Source organism: Mycobacterium sp. IS-1556 (assembly GCF_001499985.1).
GTDB lineage: Bacteria > Actinomycetota > Actinomycetes > Mycobacteriales > Mycobacteriaceae > Mycobacterium.
This window is the reverse complement of sequence record NZ_LQIM01000001.1, coordinates 134405-156153: the sequence shown is the minus strand read 5'-3', so window position 1 is coordinate 156153 and position 21749 is coordinate 134405. Positions and strand designations below refer to the sequence as shown.

General features: G+C 67.8%; 11 protein-coding genes. 7 read left to right on the top strand and 4 right to left on the bottom strand.

All coding sequences use genetic code 11. The features are described 5' to 3' along the window. Positions 1-83: 83 nt before the first annotated feature. The 7 genes from AU187_RS00750 to AU187_RS00720 all read left to right on the top strand — a co-directional run bounded on the left by AU187_RS00750 (position 84) and on the right by AU187_RS00720 (position 12800). Positions 84-1133 carry an esterase family protein gene (locus AU187_RS00750; protein ID WP_059100708.1) on the top strand — a complete coding sequence of 350 codons (1050 nt, stop codon included), beginning with the start codon at positions 84-86 and terminating at the stop codon, positions 1131-1133. Positions 1134-1274: 141 nt separating this feature from the next. Continuing rightward, the gene (locus tag AU187_RS00745; RefSeq protein ID WP_059100798.1) at positions 1275-2162 is read left to right on the top strand and encodes an alpha/beta hydrolase-fold protein; all 888 of its coding nucleotides are present in this window, start codon (positions 1275-1277) and stop codon (positions 2160-2162) included. Between the two features lie 57 nt (positions 2163-2219). Beyond that, entirely contained in the window at positions 2220-2687 is a 468-nt protein-coding gene (locus AU187_RS00740) for a hypothetical protein (protein ID WP_059100709.1), read from the top strand. 18 nt (positions 2688-2705) lie between these two features. Next, positions 2706-3713 (top strand): carboxylesterase Culp6, encoded by a 1008-nt coding sequence (gene culp6, locus AU187_RS00735; protein ID WP_059100710.1) that lies wholly within the window; start codon positions 2706-2708, stop codon positions 3711-3713. Positions 3714-3889: 176 nt separating this feature from the next. Further along, positions 3890-5779: a long-chain-fatty-acid--AMP ligase FadD32 gene (fadD32, locus tag AU187_RS00730; protein ID WP_059100711.1), complete on the top strand. Its 1890-nt coding sequence runs from the start codon at positions 3890-3892 to the stop codon at positions 5777-5779. A gap of 134 nt (positions 5780-5913) precedes the next feature. Then, positions 5914-11253 carry a polyketide synthase Pks13 gene (gene pks13 / locus AU187_RS00725; RefSeq protein WP_231740383.1) on the top strand — a complete coding sequence of 1780 codons (5340 nt, stop codon included), beginning with the start codon at positions 5914-5916 and terminating at the stop codon, positions 11251-11253. After that, on the top strand, positions 11250-12800 hold the full coding sequence (locus AU187_RS00720) for an acyl-CoA carboxylase subunit beta (RefSeq protein ID WP_059100713.1): 1551 nt from the start codon (positions 11250-11252) through the stop codon (positions 12798-12800). Before pks13 ends, AU187_RS00720 begins: the two co-directional genes overlap by 4 nt. Before the next feature lie 93 nt (positions 12801-12893). Here AU187_RS00720 and AU187_RS00715 read toward each other — a convergent pair whose 3' ends face one another. The 4 genes from AU187_RS00715 to AU187_RS00700 all read right to left on the bottom strand — a co-directional run bounded on the left by AU187_RS00715 (position 12894) and on the right by AU187_RS00700 (position 21739). Further along, a complete protein-coding gene (locus AU187_RS00715) occupies positions 12894-13919 on the bottom strand; it encodes a transporter substrate-binding domain-containing protein (protein WP_286131835.1) in 1026 nt (341 codons plus the stop codon). Positions 13920-14136: 217 nt separating this feature from the next. Further along, positions 14137-15045, bottom strand: a complete 909-nt coding sequence (locus AU187_RS00710) for an MBL fold metallo-hydrolase (RefSeq protein ID WP_059100715.1) — start codon at positions 15043-15045, stop codon at positions 14137-14139. Between the two features lie 107 nt (positions 15046-15152). Continuing rightward, the gene (locus AU187_RS00705) at positions 15153-18347 is read right to left on the bottom strand and encodes an arabinosyltransferase domain-containing protein (RefSeq protein WP_059100799.1); all 3195 of its coding nucleotides are present in this window, start codon (positions 18345-18347) and stop codon (positions 15153-15155) included. An 86-nt stretch (positions 18348-18433) separates the two neighbouring features. Further along, positions 18434-21739, bottom strand: a complete 3306-nt coding sequence (locus tag AU187_RS00700; RefSeq protein WP_059100716.1) for an arabinosyltransferase domain-containing protein — start codon at positions 21737-21739, stop codon at positions 18434-18436. Positions 21740-21749: the final 10 nt, after the last annotated feature.

Below are 21749 nucleotides of genomic sequence, written 5' to 3'. Positions count from 1 at the left end.
ACGTGTGGTTGACTGCACGGGTTACGCGGCATGCCCGAGGGGCTTTTCCGCGTGCGGCATACGACAGATGGGATAGATGAAGCATGAAGTTCGTTGGCAAGATCCGGGGTGCCTGGGTCCGCCGGCTGGCAACAGCGGCGATGGCCGCCGCGGTGCTGCCCGGTTTGATCAGCGCCATCGGAGGCTCGGCGACTGCGGGGGCTTTCTCTCGTCCGGGTCTGCCGGTCGAGTACCTCATGGTTCCGTCCGCCGGGATGGGCCGTGACATCAAAGTTCAGTTCCAGAACGGCGGCCCGAACGCACCGGGCGTGTATCTGCTCGACGGTCTTCGTGCACGCGACGACTTCAACGGCTGGGACATCGAGACCGCGGCATTCGAGTGGTACCTCGACTCCGGGCTCGCGGTGATCATGCCGGTCGGTGGCCAGTCCAGCTTCTACAGCGACTGGTACAAGCCGGCGTGCGGCAAGGCCGGTTGCCAGACGTACAAATGGGAGACGTTCCTGACCCAGGAACTGCCCGCGTACCTGGCGGCCAACAAGGGTGTGAACCCGAACCGCAACGCGGCCGTCGGCCTGTCGATGGCCGGATCCGCCGCGCTCACGCTCGCGATCTACTACCCGCAGCAGTTCCAGTACGCTGCTTCGCTTTCGGGCTTCCTGAACCTCTCCGAGGGTTGGTGGCCGATGCTGGTCGGGATGTCGATGGGCGACGCGGGCGGCTACGAGTCCGAGGACATGTGGGGCCCGTCGAGCGATCCGGCGTGGAAGCGCAACGACCCGATGGTGAACATCGACAAGCTGGTCGCCAACGGCACCCGGATCTGGGTGTTCTGCGGTAACGGCAAGCCTGCCGAGATCAACGGCCGCATCGCCGGCGACAACTTCAACGCGGAGTTCCTCGAGAAGTTCACGCTGCGGACCAACGAGACGTTCCAGGAGCAGTACCTCGCCGCGGGCGGCAAGAACGGTGTGTTCAACTTCCCGCAGTCCGGTACCCACAGCTGGGAGTACTGGGGTCAGCAGCTGCAGCAGATGAAGCCGGACATCCAGCGCGTGCTGGGCGCCACGCCTCAGCCGACGACTCCGATCGCCACGGAGGCCTCGGCGCAGACGCCCGACGCCGGGAACTGACCGGTACGGCAATAACTACACAGTTGGCGGCGGCGATCCCGAGGGGTCGCCGCCGTCAGCCGTTTCCAGCCCGATCCGGCGGGCGGGTGTGATTGACTACCTCGCGCGGGGACAGCAGGCGAACACGAGGTGGGTCAATTGATGCGTGGGATCTTCCGGACGATCATGACCGTGGCGCTGGCCGCCGGTCTGTGGACCGCTGGCACCTCCATGGCGCCGTCGGCGAACGCACAAGTCGAGATGCTCATGGTGCCGTCGGCCGCGATGGGACGCGACATCCCCGTCGCCTTCCAGGGCGGCGGCCCGCACGCGGTCGTGCTGCTCGACGCGTTCAACGCGGCCCCCGACGTGAGCAACTGGGTGACCGCGGGCAACGCGATGAACACCCTCGCCGGGCAGGGCATCTCGGTGGCCGCGCCCGCGGGCGGCGCGTGGAGCATGTACACCAACTGGGAGTTGGACGGCAGCCGGCAGTGGGAGACGTTCCTCGCCGACGAACTGCCGAACTGGCTGGTCGCCAACAAGGGGCTGGCCCCGTCGGGCCACGGCATCGTCGGTGCGGCGCAGGGCGGCTACGGCGCGATGGCGATGGCCACCTTCCACCCCGACCGCTACCGCTACGCGGGGTCTCTGTCGGGCTTCCTGACCCCTGAGCGCACCGGCGTCGACGGCGCCATCACTGCCGGGCTCGCCCAGTACGGCGGCGTCGAGACCCGCAACATGTGGGGCCTGCCACAGCTGGGCCGGTGGAAATGGCATTCGCCCAACGTCCATGTGCAGTTGCTGGCCGACAACAACACCCGGCTGTGGGTGTGGAGCGCACCGGCCGGCGGCTGCACCGATCCGCCCGCGATGATCGGCTACTGCGACATCGCCCAGGGCACCAACCGCGAGTTCTACCAGCACTACCGCTCCGTCGGCGGCCACAACGGGCATTTCGACTTCCCGCCCAGCGGCACCCACGACTGGGGTTCCTGGAGCGCACAGCTCGCGGCCATGAGCGGGGAATTGGTCGCGACTATCAAGTAGCCGGCGAGCCGTCCTCGACGACCGGGTCCGCGCCCGGGCTGCCGGTACCTTGGAGGAGTGCAACGCTCGGTACGGACATCGGCGGCAGGGTCGCTGCTGATCGCTTCGGCGACCGCGATGCTGACCGGATGCTCGGGTGATGCGGTCATGGCGACCATGGGCATGCCGACGACTGAGTCGGCGCCGGCCCACGGGACAGCCCACGCGCAGCCGGGGCCGCCGCCCGCAGCCGGTCAGTCCAACGCCCTGGTCGTCACCGACCGGCAGCGCGCCTACCTCGACGCGTTGGCCGCCGAGCGCGTCGAACCGTCCAGTGACCTGCTGGCGCTGAGCATCGGCTCGTACGTGTGTCAGGCCCGCGCCGCCAAGCACACCGACCAGGAAGTGTGGGACGCCGTGTTGCCGATGGTGCGCAGCGATATGGACGAGCGGGTGGAACGGACCGCGGGTGTGGCGTCCTCGTCCGTCGACGTTCACGCCGCCACTTCCGACTACATTCGCATCGCAACCGACCGACTCTGCTAGCAGGAGCCCAACCGACACATGGCCAAGACCAACCGGCGGAAACGCCATCGCATCCTCGCGCTCGTCGCAGCCGGCGCGATGGCGCTCGTGGTGGTGCTGCTCGTCGTCATCGTCGTGGTGATCCTGCGCAAACCCGAGGGGCCGCCGACCGCCGGGCCGCCGTCGGCGGTGCCCCCGACCGGTGTGAGCCCGACCAAGAAGCCGCGGCCGGAGTTCCAGGACGCCAGCTGCCCGGATGTGCAGATGATCTCGGTGCCGGGCACGTGGGAGTCCTCGCCGCACCTCGATCCGTTCAACCCGACACAGTTCCCGATCGCGCTGCTGCTCGGTGTCACCAACCCGATCCGCGAGCAGTTCGACGACAGCCGGCTCGAGGTATTCACCGTCCCCTACACGGCGCAGTTCCACAATCCGTTCTCCCAGGACGGCCAGATGTCCTACAACGACAGCCGCGCCGAGGGCTTCGACGCGACGGTCAAGGCGATGACGGAGATGAACAACCGGTGCCCGCTGACGAGCTACGTCATCGTCGGGTTCTCCCAGGGCGCGGTGATCGCAGGAGATATCGCCAGCGACATCGGTAACGGGCGCGGGCCGGTCGACGAGGACCTCGTGCGCGGCGTGACGTTGATCGCCGACGGCCGTCGTCAGGTCGGCGTCGGCCGCGACGTCGGGCCGAACCCGCCCGGGCAGGGCGCGGAGATCACGCTTCGCGACGTGCCGTTGCTCGAGGGGATGGGGCTGGCGATGACGGGGCCCCGGCCCGGCGGGTTCGGTGCGTTGAACGATCGCGTCAACGAGATCTGCGCTCCGGGCGACCTGATCTGCTCGGCGCCGCCGGAGGCATTCAACATCATGAACCTGCCCAAGACCATCGACATCTTGCTCGGCGGTGCGGGACAACCGATCCACGCGATGTACGCGACGACGCAGTTCTGGAATCTCGACGGGGCCTCGGCCACACAGTGGACACTGAATTGGGCGAAGGGGTTGATCGATAACGCCCCGCACCCGAAACATGGCTGACCTGTAACCAGACTGATTTGGACTGCGACAACCGGTCACCTAACATTAAGAAAAAACTAAGAGCAGTAAGCGGATAGCCGACCGGTACGATTTTCCGGGGTCCGGGGCTTGACGGCGGCTCGGAAATTATTTGCGAATCGGCATCGAGAAGCGTGTGCCGTTGACAGGAGAGTGCGATGGGGTTCCATAACCCGTTCATCAAGGACGGACTGATCAAGTTTCCCGACAACGGAAGCCTGGTCAAACACGTCGAACGATGGGCGAAGGTGCGTGGAGACAAGCTCGCCTACCGGTTCATCGACTTCTCCACCGAGCGTGACGGTGTCGCGCGCGACTTGCACTGGGCCGACTTCGGCGCCCGAAATCGAGCCGTCGGCGCCCGCCTGCAGCAGGTCACCCAGCCCGGCGACCGCGTCGCGATCCTGTGCCCGCAGAACCTCGAATACCTCGTCGCGTTCTTCGGCACCCTCTACTCGGGCCGCATCGCCGTGCCGCTGTTCGACCCGAACGAGCCCGGCCACGTGGGCCGGCTGCACGCCGTGCTCGACGACTGCCACCCGTCGGCGATCCTGACCACCACCGAGGCGGCGGAGGGCGTTCGCAAGTTCTTCCGCAGCCGCCCGGCCAACCAGCGCCCCCGCGTCATCGCCGTCGACGCGGTGCCCGACGAGGTCGGCGCCACCTGGGAGCCCGTCGACGTCGATGAGCACACCATCGCCTACCTGCAGTACACGTCGGGGTCGACGCGCATCCCGACCGGCGTGCAGATCACGCACCTCAACCTGGCCACCAACGTGGTGCAGGTGATCGAGGCTCTCGACGGCGAGGAAGGCGACCGGGGCGTGTCCTGGCTGCCGTTCTTCCACGACATGGGCCTGATCACCGTGCTGCTGTCGCCGATGATCGGTCACTACGTGACGTTCATGACCCCGGCCGCGTTCGTCCGTCGGCCCGGTCGCTGGATCCGCGAACTCGCGCGCAAGGAAGGCGACACCGGCGGCACCATCTCGGTGGCACCGAACTTCGCGTTCGACCATGCGGCGGCCCGCGGTGTGCCCAAGGACGGGGAACCGCCGCTGGACCTGTCCAACGTCAAGTGCATCCTCAACGGCAGTGAGCCGATCTCGGCGGCCACCGTGCGCCGGTTCAACGAGGCGTTCGGGCCGTTCGGATTCAAGCCGCAGGCCATCAAGCCGTCCTACGGCCTGGCCGAGGCGACGCTGTTCGTGTCCACCACGCCGATGGACGCCGAGCCGGTGATCATCTCGGTGGACCGCGACGAGTTGAACACCGGACGTTTCGTCCCGGTGCCCGACGACTCGCCGAAGGCCGTCGCGCAGGCCGGCGCCGGCAAGATTGGCTTGGCCGAATGGGCGGTCATCGTCGACAACGACACCGCCACCGAGTTGCCCGACGGGCAGATCGGTGAGATCTGGATCAGCGGCCAGAACATGGGCACCGGCTACTGGGGCAAGCCCGAAGAGACCGTGGCCACCTTCCAGAACATCCTCAAGTCACGGACCAACCCGTCGCACGCCGAAGGGGCCGCCGACGACGCCACCTGGGTGCGCACCGGCGACCTCGGCACCTACCACGACGGTGAGCTCTACATCACCGGTCGCGTCAAGGACCTGGTGATCATCGACGGCCGCAACCACTACCCGCAGGACCTCGAGTACTCCGCGCAGGAGGCCACCAAGGCGCTGCGCACCGGGTTCGTCGCGGCGTTCTCGGTGCCCGCCAACCAGCTGCCGGACGAGGTGTTCGAGAACGCGCACTCCGGTCTGAAGCGTGACCCCGACGACACCTCCGAGCAGCTGGTGATCGTCGGCGAGCGCGCACCGGGCGCACACAAGCTCGACATGGGGCCCATCGCCGACGACATCCGCGCTGCGATCGCGGTGCGCCACGGCGTCACCGTGCGCGACGTGCTACTCACCCCCGCTGGCGCGATCCCCCGCACCTCGAGCGGCAAGATCGGCCGGCGGGCGTGCCGCTCGGCATACCTGGACGGCAGTCTGCGGAGCGGGAAGATCGCCAACGCGTTCCCTGACGAGACAGACTGAGAACTCACTCGAAAATGGCTGATACACAAGACGATTCGCAGCAACCCGCCGGCGACGAGATCCAGCTGGCACCCGAGAAGCCGGAGCCTGATGTCGCCGCCGAAACGGCTCCGAAGACCGCCCCCAGGACCGATATGTCGGTCAACGAGATGCGTGAGTGGCTGCGCAACTGGATCGGCAACGCCACCGGCCAGGCGCCCGACTCGATCAGCGAGTCCGCGCCGATGGTCGAACTCGGCCTCTCGTCGCGCGACGCCGTCGCGATGGCCAGCGACATCGAGGACCTCACCGGTGTCACGCTGACCGCCACCGTGGCCTTCCGCCATCCCACGATCGAGTCGCTGGCGACGGTGATCATCGAGGGCGAGCCCGAACTCGAGCAGGGCGACGACGACGAGGACTGGACCCGCGAGGACACGGCCTCCCGGGACATCGCCATCGTCGGTCTGGCCACCCGCTTCCCCGGCGACATGAACACACCCGACGAGACGTGGCAGGCGCTGCTCGAGGGCCGCGACGCGATCAGCGACCTGCCGGAGGGCCGCTGGGAGGAGTTCCTCGGCGAGCCGCGCATCTCCGAGCGGGTCGCCAAGGCCCGCACCCGCGGCGGCTACCTGTCCGACATCAAGGGCTTCGACGCCGAGTTCTTCGCGCTCTCGAAGATGGAGGCCGACAACATCGATCCGCAGCAGCGGATGGCGCTCGAGCTGACCTGGGAGGCGCTGGAGAACGCCCGCATCCCGGCGTCGAGCCTGCGCGGCAGCAACGTCGGCGTCTACATCGGCAGCTCGTTGAACGACTACAGCTTCCTGGCGATGTCGGATCCCTCGATCGCGCATCCGTACGCGATCACCGGCACGGCGAGCTCGATCATCGCCAACCGGGTGTCGTACTTCTACGACTTCCGCGGCCCGTCGGTGGCCGTCGACACCGCGTGCTCGTCCTCGTTGGTCGCCGCGCACCAGGGGGTGCAGGCGCTGCGGTCCGGGGAGGCCGACGTGGCGGTCGTCGGCGGCGTCAACGCGTTGATCACCCCGCTGGTGACGGTCGGCTTCGACGAGGTCGGCGGCGTGCTCGCGCCCGACGGCCGGATCAAGTCGTTCTCGCAGGACGCCGACGGCTACGCCCGCTCCGAGGGCGGCGGCATGCTGGTGCTCAAGCGGGTGGCCGACGCCCGGCGCGACGGCGACGAGATCCTCGCCGTCATCGCCGGAAGCGCGGTCAACCACGACGGCCGGTCCAACGGCCTGCTGGCGCCGAATCCGGATGCTCAGGCCGAGGTGCTGCGCAAGGCCTACAAGGACGCCGGGATCAACCCGCGCCTCGTCGACTACATCGAGGCGCACGGCACCGGCACCATCCTCGGTGACCCGATCGAGGCCGACGCGCTCGGCCGGGTCGTCGGCAGGGGCCGCGCGCCCGACAAGCCCGCGCTGCTGGGCGCCATCAAATCCAATGTGGGACACCTGGAGTCGGCAGCCGGCGCGGCGAGCCTGGCGAAGATGACGCTGGCGCTGCGCAACGACAAGATCCCGCCCTCGATCAACTACACCGGCCCCAACCCCTACATCGACTTCGACGGTGTGCACCTGAAGGTCGCCGACACCGTCACCGACTGGCCGCGCTACAGCGGGCACGCGATCACCGGGGTGTCCGGGTTCGGTTTCGGCGGTGCCAACGCCCACCTCGTGCTGCGCGAGGTGCTGCCGTCCGATCTCGTCGAGCCCGAACCCGAAGAGCCGGTGGAAGAGGAGAGCCCAGCTGGATCTTCCGCAGCCACCGCTACCTACGTCGGCGGCGTCCGGATGGACGAGTACGGCGAGTTCATCGACGATGACGACGACTCAGGAGAGGATGGACTGGACCGGCCCGCCGCCGCGGTCGAGGACGAACCCGAGCTTCCCGGCCTGACCGACGAGGCGCTGCGACTCCTGGAGGTCGCGCGTGAAGAGCTGGAGTCCGCAGAACAACCCACTCCCGTTGTGCCGCTGGTTGTTTCGGGCTTTCTGACATCGCGCAAGAAGGCCACCGCGGCCGAGCTGGCCGACTGGATCGACAGTCCGGAGGGGCGCGCTTCGTCGCTGGAGTCGATCGGCCGCGCGCTGTCTCGGCGCAACCACGGCCGCTCCCGCGCCGTGGTGCTGGCGCACGACCACGACGAGGCGGTCAAGGGCATGCGCGCGGTCGCCGAGGGCAAACAGCATCCGAGCGTGTTCAGCGCGGACGGCCCGGTCACCAACGGTCCGGTGTGGGTGCTGGCGGGATTCGGTGCGCAGCACCGCAAGATGGGCAAGAACCTGTACCTGCGCAACGAGGTCTTCGCGGAGTGGATCAACAAGGTCGACGCCCTCATCCAGGATGAGCGGGGCTATTCGATCGTCGAGATGATCCTCGATGACGCGGTCGACTACACCAATGAGACCTGCGAGTACCCCATCGAGGTAGTCCAGACGGTGATCTTCGCCCTGCAGATCGCACTCGGTGAGCTGCTCAAGCACCACGGCGCGAAACCCGCTGCGGTGGTGGGCCAGTCGCTCGGCGAGGCTGCCGCCGCCTACTTCGCCGGCGGCCTGTCGCTCGAGGACGCCACCCGGGCCATCTGTTCGCGCGCGCACCTCATGGGTGAGGGCGAAGCGATGCTGTTCGGTGAATGGATCCGGTTGATGGCGCTGGTCGAGTACTCGGCCGAGGAGATCGAGACCGTTTTCGCTGATTTCAAGGACCTCGAGGTGTGCGTGTACGCCGCGCCCACCCAGACCGTCATCGGTGGTCCGCCCGACCAGGTCGACGCGATCATCGAGCGTTGCGAGCAAGAGGGCAAATTCGCGCGCAAGATGCAGACCAAGGGCGCGAGCCACACCTCACAGATGGACCCGCTGCTGGGCGAGCTGGCCGCTGAACTCGTCGGCATCCAACCGCATCCCACGAAGATCGGGTACTTCTCGACGGTGCACGAGGGCCGCTACATCCGGCCCGGCGAGACGATCCACGACGTCGACTACTGGAAGAAGGGCCTGCGCCACAGCGTCTACTTCACCCACGGCATCCGCAATGCGGTCGACAACGGCCACACCACGTACATGGAGTTGGCGCCCAATCCCGTTGCGCTCATGCAGGTCGGCCTGACGACCGCGGCGGCCGGCCTTCACGACGCACAGCTGATCGCGACGCTGGCGCGCAAGCAGGACGAGGTCGACTCGATGACCGTGGCGATGGCGCAGCTGTTCGTCCACGGCCACGACTTGGACATCCGCACGCTGTTCCCACGCCGGTCCAAGGGGCTGGCCGGAGCACTGGACTTCGCGAACATCCCGCCGACCCGGTTCCGGCGCAAGCCGCACTGGCTCGACGCGCGGTTCACCGGGGACAGCTCGGTGATGATGCCGGGCAACCACGTCGCGACCCCGGACGGCCGGCATGTCTGGGAGTTCGCGCCGAAGGGTCAGCCGGATCTCGCCGCGCTGGTGAAAGCGGCTGCGGCGCAGGTGCTTCCCGACGCCAAGCTGGTCGCCTCCGAGCAGCGCGCGGTTCCCGGCGAGGGGGCGCGGCTGGTGACGACGCTGACCCGGCATCCCGGCGGCGCCAGCGTGCAGGTGCACGCGCGCATCGACGAGTCGTTCACGCTGGTGTACGACGCGGTGGTGAGCCGGGACGGCGCCGTCGGTGCGCTACCGGTCGCCGTGGGTGCCGGCACTGGTGTGGCTCAGCAGCTTTCGACGGCGCCCGTCGATGACGAGCCTGAGGATGATGCCGAAATCCTGCAGGACAACCTCACCGCGGGCGCTGGTCTGGCGGCGGGCTTCGCCAAGTGGTCACCGGACTCCGGGGAGACCATCCACGACCGGTTGGGCGCGATCGTCGGCGGCGCAATGGGCTACGAGCCCGAGGACCTGCCGTGGGAGGTGCCGCTGATCGAGCTCGGCCTCGATTCGCTGATGGCCGTGCGGATCAAGAACCGCGTCGAATACGACTTCGACCTGCCACCGATTCAGCTGACCGCCGTACGCGACGCCAACCTGTACGCCGTCGAGAAGCTGATCGAGTACGCGATCGAGCACCGCGACGAGGTCGACCAGCTCGCCGAGCACCAGAAGTCGAAGACCGCCGAGGAGATCGCTGCCGAGCAGGCCGAGCTGATGGGCGGCGCGACGACCGTCGCAGAACTCGAGCAGAAGCTCGCCGAACGCGGCGGGGAATCGCCGCTCACGAGTGCCGGTACGGCGACCGCCACCGACATCCCGCCGCCGCCCACGAACCCGAGCGGTCCCGACATCCCGCCACCACCGACCGACCCGAGCGGACCCACCGGTCCGTCGGAGTCGACAGGTCCGTCGGAGTCGACCGTCGCGGCGGCCGCCAAAGTGCTCAGCCAGGACGCGGTCACCGAGGCGCTGGGCGCCGACGTGCCGCCGCGTGACGCCGCCGAACGCGTCACGTTCGCGACGTGGGCGATCGTCACCGGCAAGTCGCCGGGCGGAATCTTCAACGAACTGCCCGCACTCGACGAGGCGACCGCGACCAAGATCGCCGAGCGGCTGACCGAACGCGTCGACGAGGGCACGATCACGGCCGACGACGTCACCGGTGCGCGGACCATCGAGGAGCTGGCCACCACGGTCCGCGAGTACCTCGAGGGCGGCAAGGTCGACGGCTTCGTGCGGACGTTGCGCGCCCCGCAGGAGGGCTCGAACCGCATTCCGGTGTTTGTCTTCCACGCCGCGGGTGGGTCCACGGTGGTCTACGAGCCGCTGCTCAAACGGCTGCCGGCCGACACCCCGATGTACGGCATCGAACGGGTGGAGGGCTCGATCGAGGAACGCGCCCGCGAGTACGTGCCGAAGCTGTTGGAGCTCAACGGCGATCGCCCGTTCATCCTGACGGGCTGGTCGCTCGGCGGTGTGCTGGCCTACGCATGCGCGATCGGGCTGAAGCAGGCCGGCGCCGACGTGCGGTTCGTCGGTCTCATCGACGCGGTGCGTCCGGGAGAGGAGATACCGCAGACGCGGGAGGAGACCCGCGCCCGCTGGGATCGCTACGCCCGGTTCGCCGAGCGCACGTTCAACGTCGAGGTGCCCGAGATCCCTTACGAGGAACTCGAAAAGCTCGACGACGAGGGTCAGGTGAAGTTCGTCCTCGACGTGGTCAGCCAGAGCGGGGTACAGATCCCGGGCGGCATCATCGAACACCAGCGCACGTCGTACCTGGACCAGCGGGCCATCGACACCGCCGAGATCAAGCCGTACGACGGCAAGGTCACGCTGTACATGGCCGACCGCTACCACGACGACGCGATCTACTTCGAGCCGCGCTACGCCACCCGCAAGCCCGACGGCGGCTGGGGCGAGTTCGTCTCCGAGCTCGAGGTCGTCCCGGTCGGGGGTGAGCACATCCAGGTGATCGACGAGCCGTACATTGCGAAGGTCGGTGCGCATATGAGCGAGGCGATCAGCCGGATCGAGAGCGAGAACGAGTGACCACCAAGACGACCGCAGAACTGCTGGCCGAACTCCGCGAGAAGCTGGAGCTGGCCAAGGAACCCGGTGGCGAGAAGGCGGTGGCCAAACGGGAGAAGAAGGGGATCCCGAGCGCCCGCGCCCGAATTCACGCGCTGGTCGACCCGGGCAGCTTCCTTGAGATCGGCGCGTTGGCGAAGACGCCCGGCGATCCCAACGCGTTGTTCGGCGATGGGGTCGTGACCGGCCACGCGACGATCAACGGCAGGCCGGTCGGCGTGTTCAGCCACGACCAGACGGTGTTCCAGGGCTCTGTCGGCGAGATGTTCGGCCGCAAGGTAGCCAAGCTGATGGAGTGGGTCGCGATGGTCGGCTGCCCGATCATCGGCATCAACGACTCGGCGGGCGCCCGGATCCAGGACGCCGTGACGTCGCTGGCGTGGTACGCCGAGCTCGGCCGCCGCCATGAGTTGCTACGCGGGTTGGTGCCCGAGATCTCCATCATCCTCGGCAAATGCGCCGGCGGAGCGGTGTATTCGCCGATCCAGACCGATCTCGTCGTCGCGGTGCGCGATCAGGGCTACATGTTCGTCACCGGTCCCGACGTGATCAAGGACGTCACCGGCGAGGACGTCACGCTCGACGAACTCGGCGGCGCCGACGCGCAGGCCCGCTACGGCAACATCCACCAGGTGGTGGAGAGCGAGGCCGCCGCGTTCCAGTACGTTCGCGACTACCTGGAGTTCCTGCCCCCCAACACCTTCGACGACCCGCCGATCGTCAACCCGGGCCTGGAACCCGAGATCACGCCGCACGACTACGAACTCGACACGATCGTGCCGGACAGCGACAACATGGCCTACGACATGCACGAGATCCTGCTGCGGATCTTCGACGACGGCGACGTTTTCGACGTGGCCGAGCAGCAGGGCCCTGCGATCATCACGGCGTTCGCCCGCGTCGACGGCCGCCCGGTCGGGGTGGTCGCGAACCAGCCGATGCACTTGTCCGGCGCGATCGACAACGAGGCTTCCGACAAGGCGGCGCGCTTCATCAGGTTCTGCGACTCCTACAACCTGCCACTGGTTTTCGTGGTCGATACGCCCGGGTTCATGCCGGGCGTCGAGCAGGAGAAGGGCGGCATCATCAAGCGCGGCGGCCGGTTCCTCAACGCCGTCGTCGAGGCCGACGTACCGAAGGTGACGATCACGATCCGTAAGTCCTACGGCGGCGCGTATGCGGTGATGGGTTCCAAGCAGCTCTCCGCCGATTTGAACTTCGCGTGGCCGACCGCTCGGATCGCGGTGATCGGCGCCGAGGGTGCGGCACAGCTGCTGGTGAAGCGGTTCCCCGACCCGACCGCGCCGGAAGTGCAGAAAATTCGTGCCGACTTCATCGAGGGCTACAACCTCAACATGGCCACGCCGTGGATCGCCGCCGAGCGCGGGTTCATCGACGCGGTGATCCAGCCGCACGAGACCCGCCTGCTGCTGCGAAAGTCGCTGAACTTGTTGCGCGACAAGCAGATCGACCGCGTGCAACGCAAACACGGCCTCACCCCGATTTAATTTCGGCGAGCGCGGGTGTTTGCGCACGACACGCCGCAGACTTCCGCCGCGTTGCGCTCGCTCGTCGTGCGGGTGCGCACAACGGTGCGTCGCCTAGTTCATGTCTCCAGCCGTGGTCGCGATGTCGTCGCCGAACCACTTCTCTTTGATGAGGTTGTAAGTGCCGTCTTCACGCATCCGGAACAGCGTTTGATTGATCGGTCTGCGCAGCGGACTGCCGATCTCGGTGACGAAGCCTTGGTCCTCTTCATGGAAAACCGGTCCCGCCATCACCGCCACGCCCTCGCCACGGTGGGCCACGTAGTACCGCAGGACAGGGGCGTCGAAAACGACCGCGTCGTAGCCCTCTTCACGCAATAGGTGGTAGGAGTCCTCGACTGTGGAGGTTTCGGTGGCCTCAATGCCCATACCCCGAAGAAACGTCGCGGCGGTGGTGCCCGCGACGGTGGCAACCGATTTGTCGTACAGGTCTGCCGGTCCGGTGATCTTGGCGTCCAGTTTAGCGACGGTCAACGTGGCACTGAGGTTGGCCGAGTAGTAGGCGATGAAGACGATGCCCGCGAAACCCCACAGGATCGCCAATGCTTTGGTGACCGTCTTCGTCGCGGAGGCGCTGTTCTTGCCCACCAATGAACCGATGCCCCACGCGAACGATTGGACGATCCCGGGAAAGTAGGCGCGCGAAACGACTGGCTTGTCGCTACGGCGTTCGATGAGCCAAAAGACGTGTGCGGGAAGCACGCTGACGACCACGGCAGCACTCAGCCAGATCAGCATCGTCCTGGACAGCAGTAGGTCGAGGTAGCCGCCGAAGCCGGGCACCGACGGGCGGGTGTCGTGGACGGGCACGATGATCTGCAAGCCGGCATCGAGCGTCGGGTGGGTGAAGTCGAACGACTGCTCCCGCTCCGCCGTCAACGAAATGCCTCCGACGGCCACCTTGGCCCGTCCGTCGGCGACCGCAGCCAATTGACCCCGCACATCACCGGTTTCGATGTATTGGGTGGACCAGTCGAGGCGTTTGGTGATCTCCTCCCACAACTCGACGCTGAACCCTGTCAGCGCGCCGCTGCCGGTCGGCATGACGAATGGCTCCAGCGTGTGAACCGCGGCGGTCACCGTCCGCGTTCCCGGTGCGGGTGCGGGTGCGGGGTCAGGTTCGGCGGAAGCCCGCGGGGCTGCGCCCGGTACTGCTGCGAACAGACACACCCAGAGAACGGTCACGGCCAGCGCATACCACCGCAAACCCATGAGACGGTCGACCTCTTTCCACCTTGGCGGCTCTATGCACCATACAAGTCGCCTGATCCGCGGCCGCGGGCCACCGCAACGGGTCCTAGATCGGTGGAAGGGCGAGCCAGTCGTCGACCATGAACGTGTCCCCGCGAGCGACGACGGTCGCGCCGCCATGGCCCGGATAGTGCGCCGGCACCACCGCGGCCCGCTGCCGCGACGCCTCGGTCAGTACGCGTTTACGCGTTGCCGCCGCCGCTTCGAAGTCTTCGTCCCAGCCGCACGGATCGTCCGGTCTGACAATCTGGATCGGGCAGTGCGTCAGGTCGCCGACGAATACCGCGGGTTCACCGGCGTCAAGCCACACCACCGACGACCCGGGGGTATGGCCCGGCGCGGGGCGAAGCCACAGCGACTGGCTGAGCCGATGGTCGCCGGACCACAACTCGGTCTGGGGCTCGACGGGCGTGACACTGTCGGCGAAGACCGTTCGCACATGCCGTTGCACCGATTCCTCTTCCTCGGTCCGCGGCGTCGACGACTGCGCGGGTCCGTCGGGACCGAAGTGCCGGTAGTCGGCCTCGGGTACCAGATAGCGGGCGTTGGGGAACGTCGGAACCCAGGAGTCGTTGAGCCACAGCGTGTTCCAGCCGACATGGTCGAAGTGCAGGTGTGTGTTGACGACGACGTCCACCTCGGCCGGGTCGAATCCCGCGGCGCGGAACGAAGCCAGGAATTCTGTCTGCAACCCCGACAGCACCGCCATCCGCGGCCGGGGCTTGTCGTTGCCCGCGCCGGTGTCGACCAGCACGGTCAGCCCGTCGACCTCGATCACCCAGATCTGCAGCGCGATACGCCATCCGGCATCGGTCCAGTATGTCGGCGAGAACTCGTCGGCGTACGTGGACCATGCTTCGGCGGGGGTGTGCGGGAACACCGCTTTCGGTAGGTCGTCGACCTGCCACTCGATGACGCGGGTGAGCGTCGCAGCGCCGAGCCGAATCCGGTCCACGCGTCAAGGTTAGAGGACTGTGACGCTGCGCGAGTGACCCCAGAATGCTCGCAGACCCGCGGCGTGTCGTGTGCAAACACGGTCAGTCACGCAGGGAGAGTGGACGTCTACGGCTTGATGCGGATGTGGCCCGGGCTGTACAACCCGTTGTGCGTGGCCGTGCCGAAGTCCAGCGTCGCCGGCGTCGCCCCTTGCGCTTCCGGAGTCATGACGAACCTGCGCAGCGAGCCCCAGTCGCGGCCCCAGTCCTTGGAAAGATACGTCGCCATCACGTGTGCGCGCAGCAACAGGTCCGTGATGCCGAGCAGCCCGCCGTTGAGACCGTCCTGCCAGGTGTCGGTGTCTTTGCGCTTGGCGTTGTAGTCCGGTGTGATGCGGAACTTCGGAATCTCCGTGACGCCGTTGGCGTGCAGCATCGGCTGCTGGCACGGGAACGCCAGGCCGACCGCCCAGTCCAACAGCACCGGTTGCTCCGACCCGACGTACTCCTGCACCGAACGCACTTCGGGCACCCGCGGCGGCGTGACGGCCAGCCAGTCGCCCCGCGTCAACGAACGGTCCTCGGCGACAACACGAACCGCGACCGCATCGGACGGAATGTCGGCCCGCGGGAACCGCAAGTTCCGCCACGACGGGATAGGACCGAGGTCGTACGGCACCAGCCGGCCGGCGGGTAGCGGCGCGCCATTCGGACCGCGGCGCGCGTACTCCAGTTCGACGGTCTCACCCTCGGTGCGCCCGTTGAACACGCTGTCGCCGGTGATGGTGCCCGCCGCGGTGATGACCACGAGCGGATGCGCGTCGTCGGGCGGCGGCAGTTCATACCACGCCGACGTCAGCGTGCTCTGCTGTTGCGGCCCCTCGACGTAGCTGCCCGCCAGCGGCACCCGCTTCGGATCGAGTCCGTACGGCAGCGGGACCGTGGACCCGTTGACGCCGGGGGTCTTGAGCTTGGTCGGCTGGTCCCAATCGTAATCGGTGCCCGGCATCGGCAGGTTGACCCGGATCGCCTCGGCGACAATCTTTTCCGGCACACCGCTGGCCGTGAACCCGACCGGCCCGACGCCGCCGAGCGGTCCCAGCGGCCCGTAATCGCCCGGCAACGGCTCGAGGAACCCGTCGTTGGTGTCGGGTTCGACGAGCACGTCGTCGGCCAGGCCGCAGCCGCCGACGAAGGCTCGCAGGTTGGCCCACCCGTTCGAGTACGTCGGATATTGGCGGACCACGCCGATGAGCATCGACCCGACGAACACCACCACCATGAACCCCGCGGTGACCGGAATGGGTGCAGCGGTCAGCGCCCGCGCGATCCGGCCTTCACCGCGGGTCCGCGACGAGAAGTGCAGCCAGGCCGCCCATAGGGCCGCGATCGCGAACAACGCGAAAAACACCGTGCTGACGGTGAGTCCGCCGAGCGCGGGCATGTCGTTGTTGAACGGAACGCCGTAACTGGAGACGTACCACCAGCCATTGGTGGTCGCGAAACACAGCGCCAGCACGAACAACACCGCGGCCAGGAACGCCATCCGGTTGCGCGACCATTTCAGCACAGCAGGCGATGCCAGCACGGTGGCCAGGGCCGCCATCGCCGCGCCCACGGCGGCGAACAGGCCGAAGTGGTGCACCCACTTGGTCGGGGTGAACATCAGGAAGAACATCGTGCCGAGGATGATGCCCATCAGCCGCCACGCCGGACCGCGCGCCACCCCGGGAATCCGTTTGCGCCGCAACACGATGAACATCGACGCGAACAGCGACAAAGCGGTGATGAAGAATCCGAAGCGCCGCGACAGCGACCCATCGACGGTCGGCAGGAAGAGATAGTAGTAGCGCAGGTTCTCGGTGTACCACTCCTGGTTCGGGCCGATCGCGGTGCGAATCCTGGTGGCTTCCAACACCGTCGCGAACGTCTGGTCGAAGAAGACCACCGTCAGGATCACCGTGCCGGCCGCGAGCAGCGGCAGCACCAGCGGCCAGGTTCCCACGATGCGGCGCCGCCGCACCAGAATCCGCAGCAGCGGGCGGCCGCCGGCGAGCAGCGCGGCCACCGCGATCAGGCCCGTCGGCTGGATGCCCAGCGTGAACGAGGCCGTGACGATCGCGAACGCGGCCGGAGTGAGCCGGCCCGAGCTGATGGCCCGCTCGATCAGCACGTAGGTGATCAGGGCGCCGGTGGCGATCTGTCCTTCCGGGCGCAACCCGTTGTTGAACGGCATCCACGCCGCCAGCAGCACCAGGCCCGCCGCCCACAGCGCGGGCTTGCTCGCCGCCACGGCCGGCCCCAACCGAGGCAGTACTTCGCGGGACAGCAAGAGCCAGCACACGATTCCGCAGACCAGGTCGGGCAGCCGCATCCAGATGCTCGCGTCGCTGACGCTGGTCATCATCGCCAGGAGGTTGTAGTACCAGCCGAACGGATCCTCCGGGCTGCCGAACCAACGGAAGTAGTTCGACATGTAGCCGGCGTGCCCGGCCACTCGTGCCATGCCGAGGATGTAACCGTCGTCGGAGGAGTTGGCCCCGATCACGTGCCAGACCATGAAGCCGCCGACCACCACGACGTCGGTGGCGGTGAACGTGCGCCAGCGCTGGGGGACCAGCCGCCGCATCCGACGGCCGTCCATGCGGTCCAGTCGCCACAGCGCCAGTAGCGCGATCGCGGTCGACGCGATGGCCAGCACCATCGCCGTCAACTTCAACGGCGTCGGCGTGGTGGTGAATCGGGTGTCGATCTCCGCCGACAGGCTCAATCCCGGTGGCGCCGGGCCCGTCAGATCGGTGAACACCCCGACGATCGCGGGCCGCAGATTCGGATCCGGGAAACCGCTGTACTGCGGCGAGCCATCCCGTTTCGTCAGCCCGACGAATGTCGCGAACGTGCCCTCCTCGGAGGACGTGATCTCGATCCGCTGGCACTCGGGTCCGACGACGCGTGCCCGAGGCACGCTGGCCACCACGACGTTTCGGTCGGTGATGTCGACGCGCTGGGTGTTGACCGTGACGAACAGGCTCTGCAGGGCGGCCTGCTTGCCGTCCTTGGGCGCGGTGCCCAACACCACCCCGCCGCGGGCGGGCATATCCCGGATCACCTCGCACGGCACCGTCACCGACATCCTGACCGGGGTCTGCGTGATCAACGGCGCGGTGACGCTGTTCAGCTGACCCTGCTGCGGCCAGTTCAGGGTGGCGGTGGTCTGCTCGACCGGCAGCAGGGGCGTGGCCACCGACAGCACGAACCCGATCAGCCCGGCAATGGCCGCGACCCAGCGGGCGATCCTCACATCGCTTATGTCTCGACTCAGGCTCGCTCCGGTCCTCGTCCCCTGCCCTGCGGGCGTGGGCCCTCGTCCCTCGCTGCGATCCTCACTCGCCTTCGTCTCGCGTCGCGTCATGGCAGCGCCCTGATCGGTCCGTTGCGGCTCCAGCCGAACACTCGCGTCGTGCCCTGTTGGACAACCGCGTCCGGCGCCTGCGACTCGGGCACCACACGGTCGTAGCGCTCGATCGAGCCCCAGTCCCGGTACCAGTCGTCACGCAGGTACGTGGGCACGGTCGACGTGCGCAGCAGCGCTTGGATGAACAGGAACGGACCGCCGTCCTCGGCGGACTGCCACTGATTCGAGGACACGACCACCTGCTTGAGGTTCGGAAGGATCCGGTACTCCGGCAGTTCGGCGATGCCGAGATGTTCGGAGAACGGGCGCTGGCACGGGAAATTCGCCGCCGTGGCGATGTCCATCAGCACGGGGGTCTGCGCACCGAGGAACTGCTGAGCGGTCTGCAACACCGGTACCCGCGGCGGGGTGAACGCGAACCACTGATCGGTGGACAGGTTCGGGTCGTCGGCCACGATGCGCGCGACGTTGGCCTCCGGCGGCGCCCAGGCAAGCGGGAATCGCAGGTTGCGCCAAGCCTTCTGGGGACCGGGCCCGATGTCGATCGGCTGCACCTCGGCCAGCGGGAGGTAGCTGCCGTCGGGGCGGTGCACACCCCACTGCAACTTCAGGGACTGCCCGTAATTGAACGAGCCGTCCTCCTCGTAGAACCAGATGGCGCCCGCGGCCGCGACGGTGACCAACGGCCGATCGGGGGTTCGGGGTGGCAGTTGGTACCAGGCCGAAGTGACTTTGGCCGCAACGTTATTCTCGTCGTAACTGCCCATCACCGGCGTGCGTTCGGGGTCGAGACCGAATGGCAGGAAGACGTTCGAACCGTTCACCCCCACCGGGCCGTAGCCGCCGCCGGTCCCTGCCGCGAAACCGATGCCGATGTTCGGCTCGTTCGGCGAGCCGTCGGAGTTCACCGTGCCGGGGTTCGCGGTGATCGGCTCGGGCGGGTCCAGCGTGTCACTGACGCCGTTGGGCGTGAAACCGACCGGGTCCTCACCGCCGAGCGGACCGTACTCGCCGAAGCGCTGTCCCGGAACCGGTTGCAGCATACCGGCGTTCGTGTCCGCCTCGACGAGTACGTCGTCGGCCATCGCGCAGCTGGTGTCCGAGAGCCCCGACTTCAGGGCGGAGAGATTCGCCTTGGCGGTGGTGTAGACGGGATAGCGCTGTACGGCGCCCTTGGCCATCGAACCCACTTCGAGCACCACCATGATGGTCGCCACCACCAGCAGCGGCGTCGACGCGAGTACCCGGTTACGCCGGGTGTCGGCGACCTGCGTGTGCCCCGCGTAGTCCATCCGGAAGTGCAGCCATCCTGCGAGCAGGCCCGTCAGGATCGCCAGCGCGAGGAAGATGCCGGTCACCGGGACACCGGCGATCACCGGCTGCTTGTCGAACCACGGCACACCGTAGTTGCCGACGTAGAACCAACCGTTGATACCCGATGTGGCCCAAGCCAATACGAACAGCAGCGCGGTGACGTACAGCGCGAGGTTACGTCGGCTGTGCAGACCGACCCGGGCGAACGCGAACGCGGTCACCGCGCCGAGCGCACCCGCCAGCCCGGCGAACACGCCGAACTGCACGGCCCACTTCGTCGGCGTGAACGTCAACAGGAGCAGGCCGATCGCCGTCGACCCGATCAACCGCCAGACCGGGCCGCGGGCCATGCCCGGGACGCCACCGCGCCGCAGCAACACCGCCAGCATCCCGAACAGGCAGAGCATCAGCACCAGCACCGCGAAGCGCCGGGTCAGCGACGAGTCGACGCTGTCCTCGACGGTGAGGAAGTAGTAGCGCAGGAACTCCTGGTACCAGGCGATGGTCGGGCCGACCACATATTTGATGCGCGCCGACTCGGCGACCGTCGCCAGGGTCTGGTCCCGGAACACCACCACGAAGATCAGGGCAAGCGCCGCCAGCAGCGCGGCCCATGCGGGCGCCTGGGGGTACCGCCCGCTTGCGGGGGATACGCCGTCGACCGGGCGCCGGGCGCGAACGGTGCGCACGATCGCGCGGGCCCCGACGACCAGCGGCGCGATCGCGATCAACCCCTGCGGGGCCAGCGTCACGCTGAACACGGCGACCACGATCGCCAGCGCGGCGGGCCACGTCCGCCGGGACGCGACCGCGTTCTCGACCAGCACCCACACCGCGACGGTGCCGAACGCGATCAGCGGTTCGGGCCGCAGGCCGTTGTTGAACGGCAACCAGGCCGCGAGGAACACCGCCCCCGCAGTCCACACGGCGACCTTGTTCACCGCCAGCCGGCGGCCGAGTCGGGGCAGCACGCACCGGCTGACGATCAGCCAGGCGCCGATCGCGGCCAGCGTCGCGGGCAGCCGCATCCACACGCTCGCGGTGCTGATCGTCGCGAAGGCTGCGAGCACCGACTGGTACCAGTCGAACGGCGCCTCGGTGGCGCCGAAGAAGCGGTAGTAGTTCGCGGTGTAACCGGCCTCGGCGGAGACGCGCGCAATTGTCAGGTTGTAGCCGTCGTCGGAGGACAAGGCGCCGATGACGTGCCACAGCAGCAGCGTGCCGACGACGCCGGCGTCGGCCAGCCAGTGCCCGAGGCCGACCCGCCAGAACCGCCGCCAGGCCCCCCGCACGCGGCCGCGATGCCGACGGTCGAGCACCGCCAACGCCACGATCGACGTGATGACGCTCGCCACCCCGAGCACCATCGCCGCGAGCTTGAGCGCGGTCGGCGAGCTGATGAACCGGGTGTCGACGTCGATGCGCGCCGACAGCCCATCCTGCGCCGCCACCTTCAGATCCGTGAAGACGCCGGCGACCTGCGGCTTCTCCTCGGGAGGCAGCGTTCCGGCGGCGCCTGGCAGCCCGACGAAGTCGGCGCCGACCTGCCCCGGATTCGCCCAGATGTGCAGCGTGCTGCACGCCCCGGATTCGACCGCAGGCCGCGGCGCGACCGCGGCGACGGAGTCACGGAAGGCCACCACCACGACGTCGGAGGTGGCACGCACGAACAACCCGTTGCGGCTGGCGTCGATACCTGCCGGCGGGACGGTCGACAACACCAGGCCGCCGGCCTCGGGCAGGGTGGCGACGGTCTGGCAGGGGATCGAGATGTCGAGGGCCTGCGGCGCGCCGGAGACCAGCGGCGCGGTGATGTCGGTGACGAAACCGTCGGGACCGGGCGCTTGTGGCCACAGGATCGTCGCGGTGGTTTGCTTCACCGGCAGCAGTGGGACCAGCCCGCACAGCAACACACCGGCGATGCCTGCGACGACGGCGATCAGTCGCGCGAACCGGTGGGTCCGCTGATCTTCGTCGCTTGGCACGAGGGTCGAT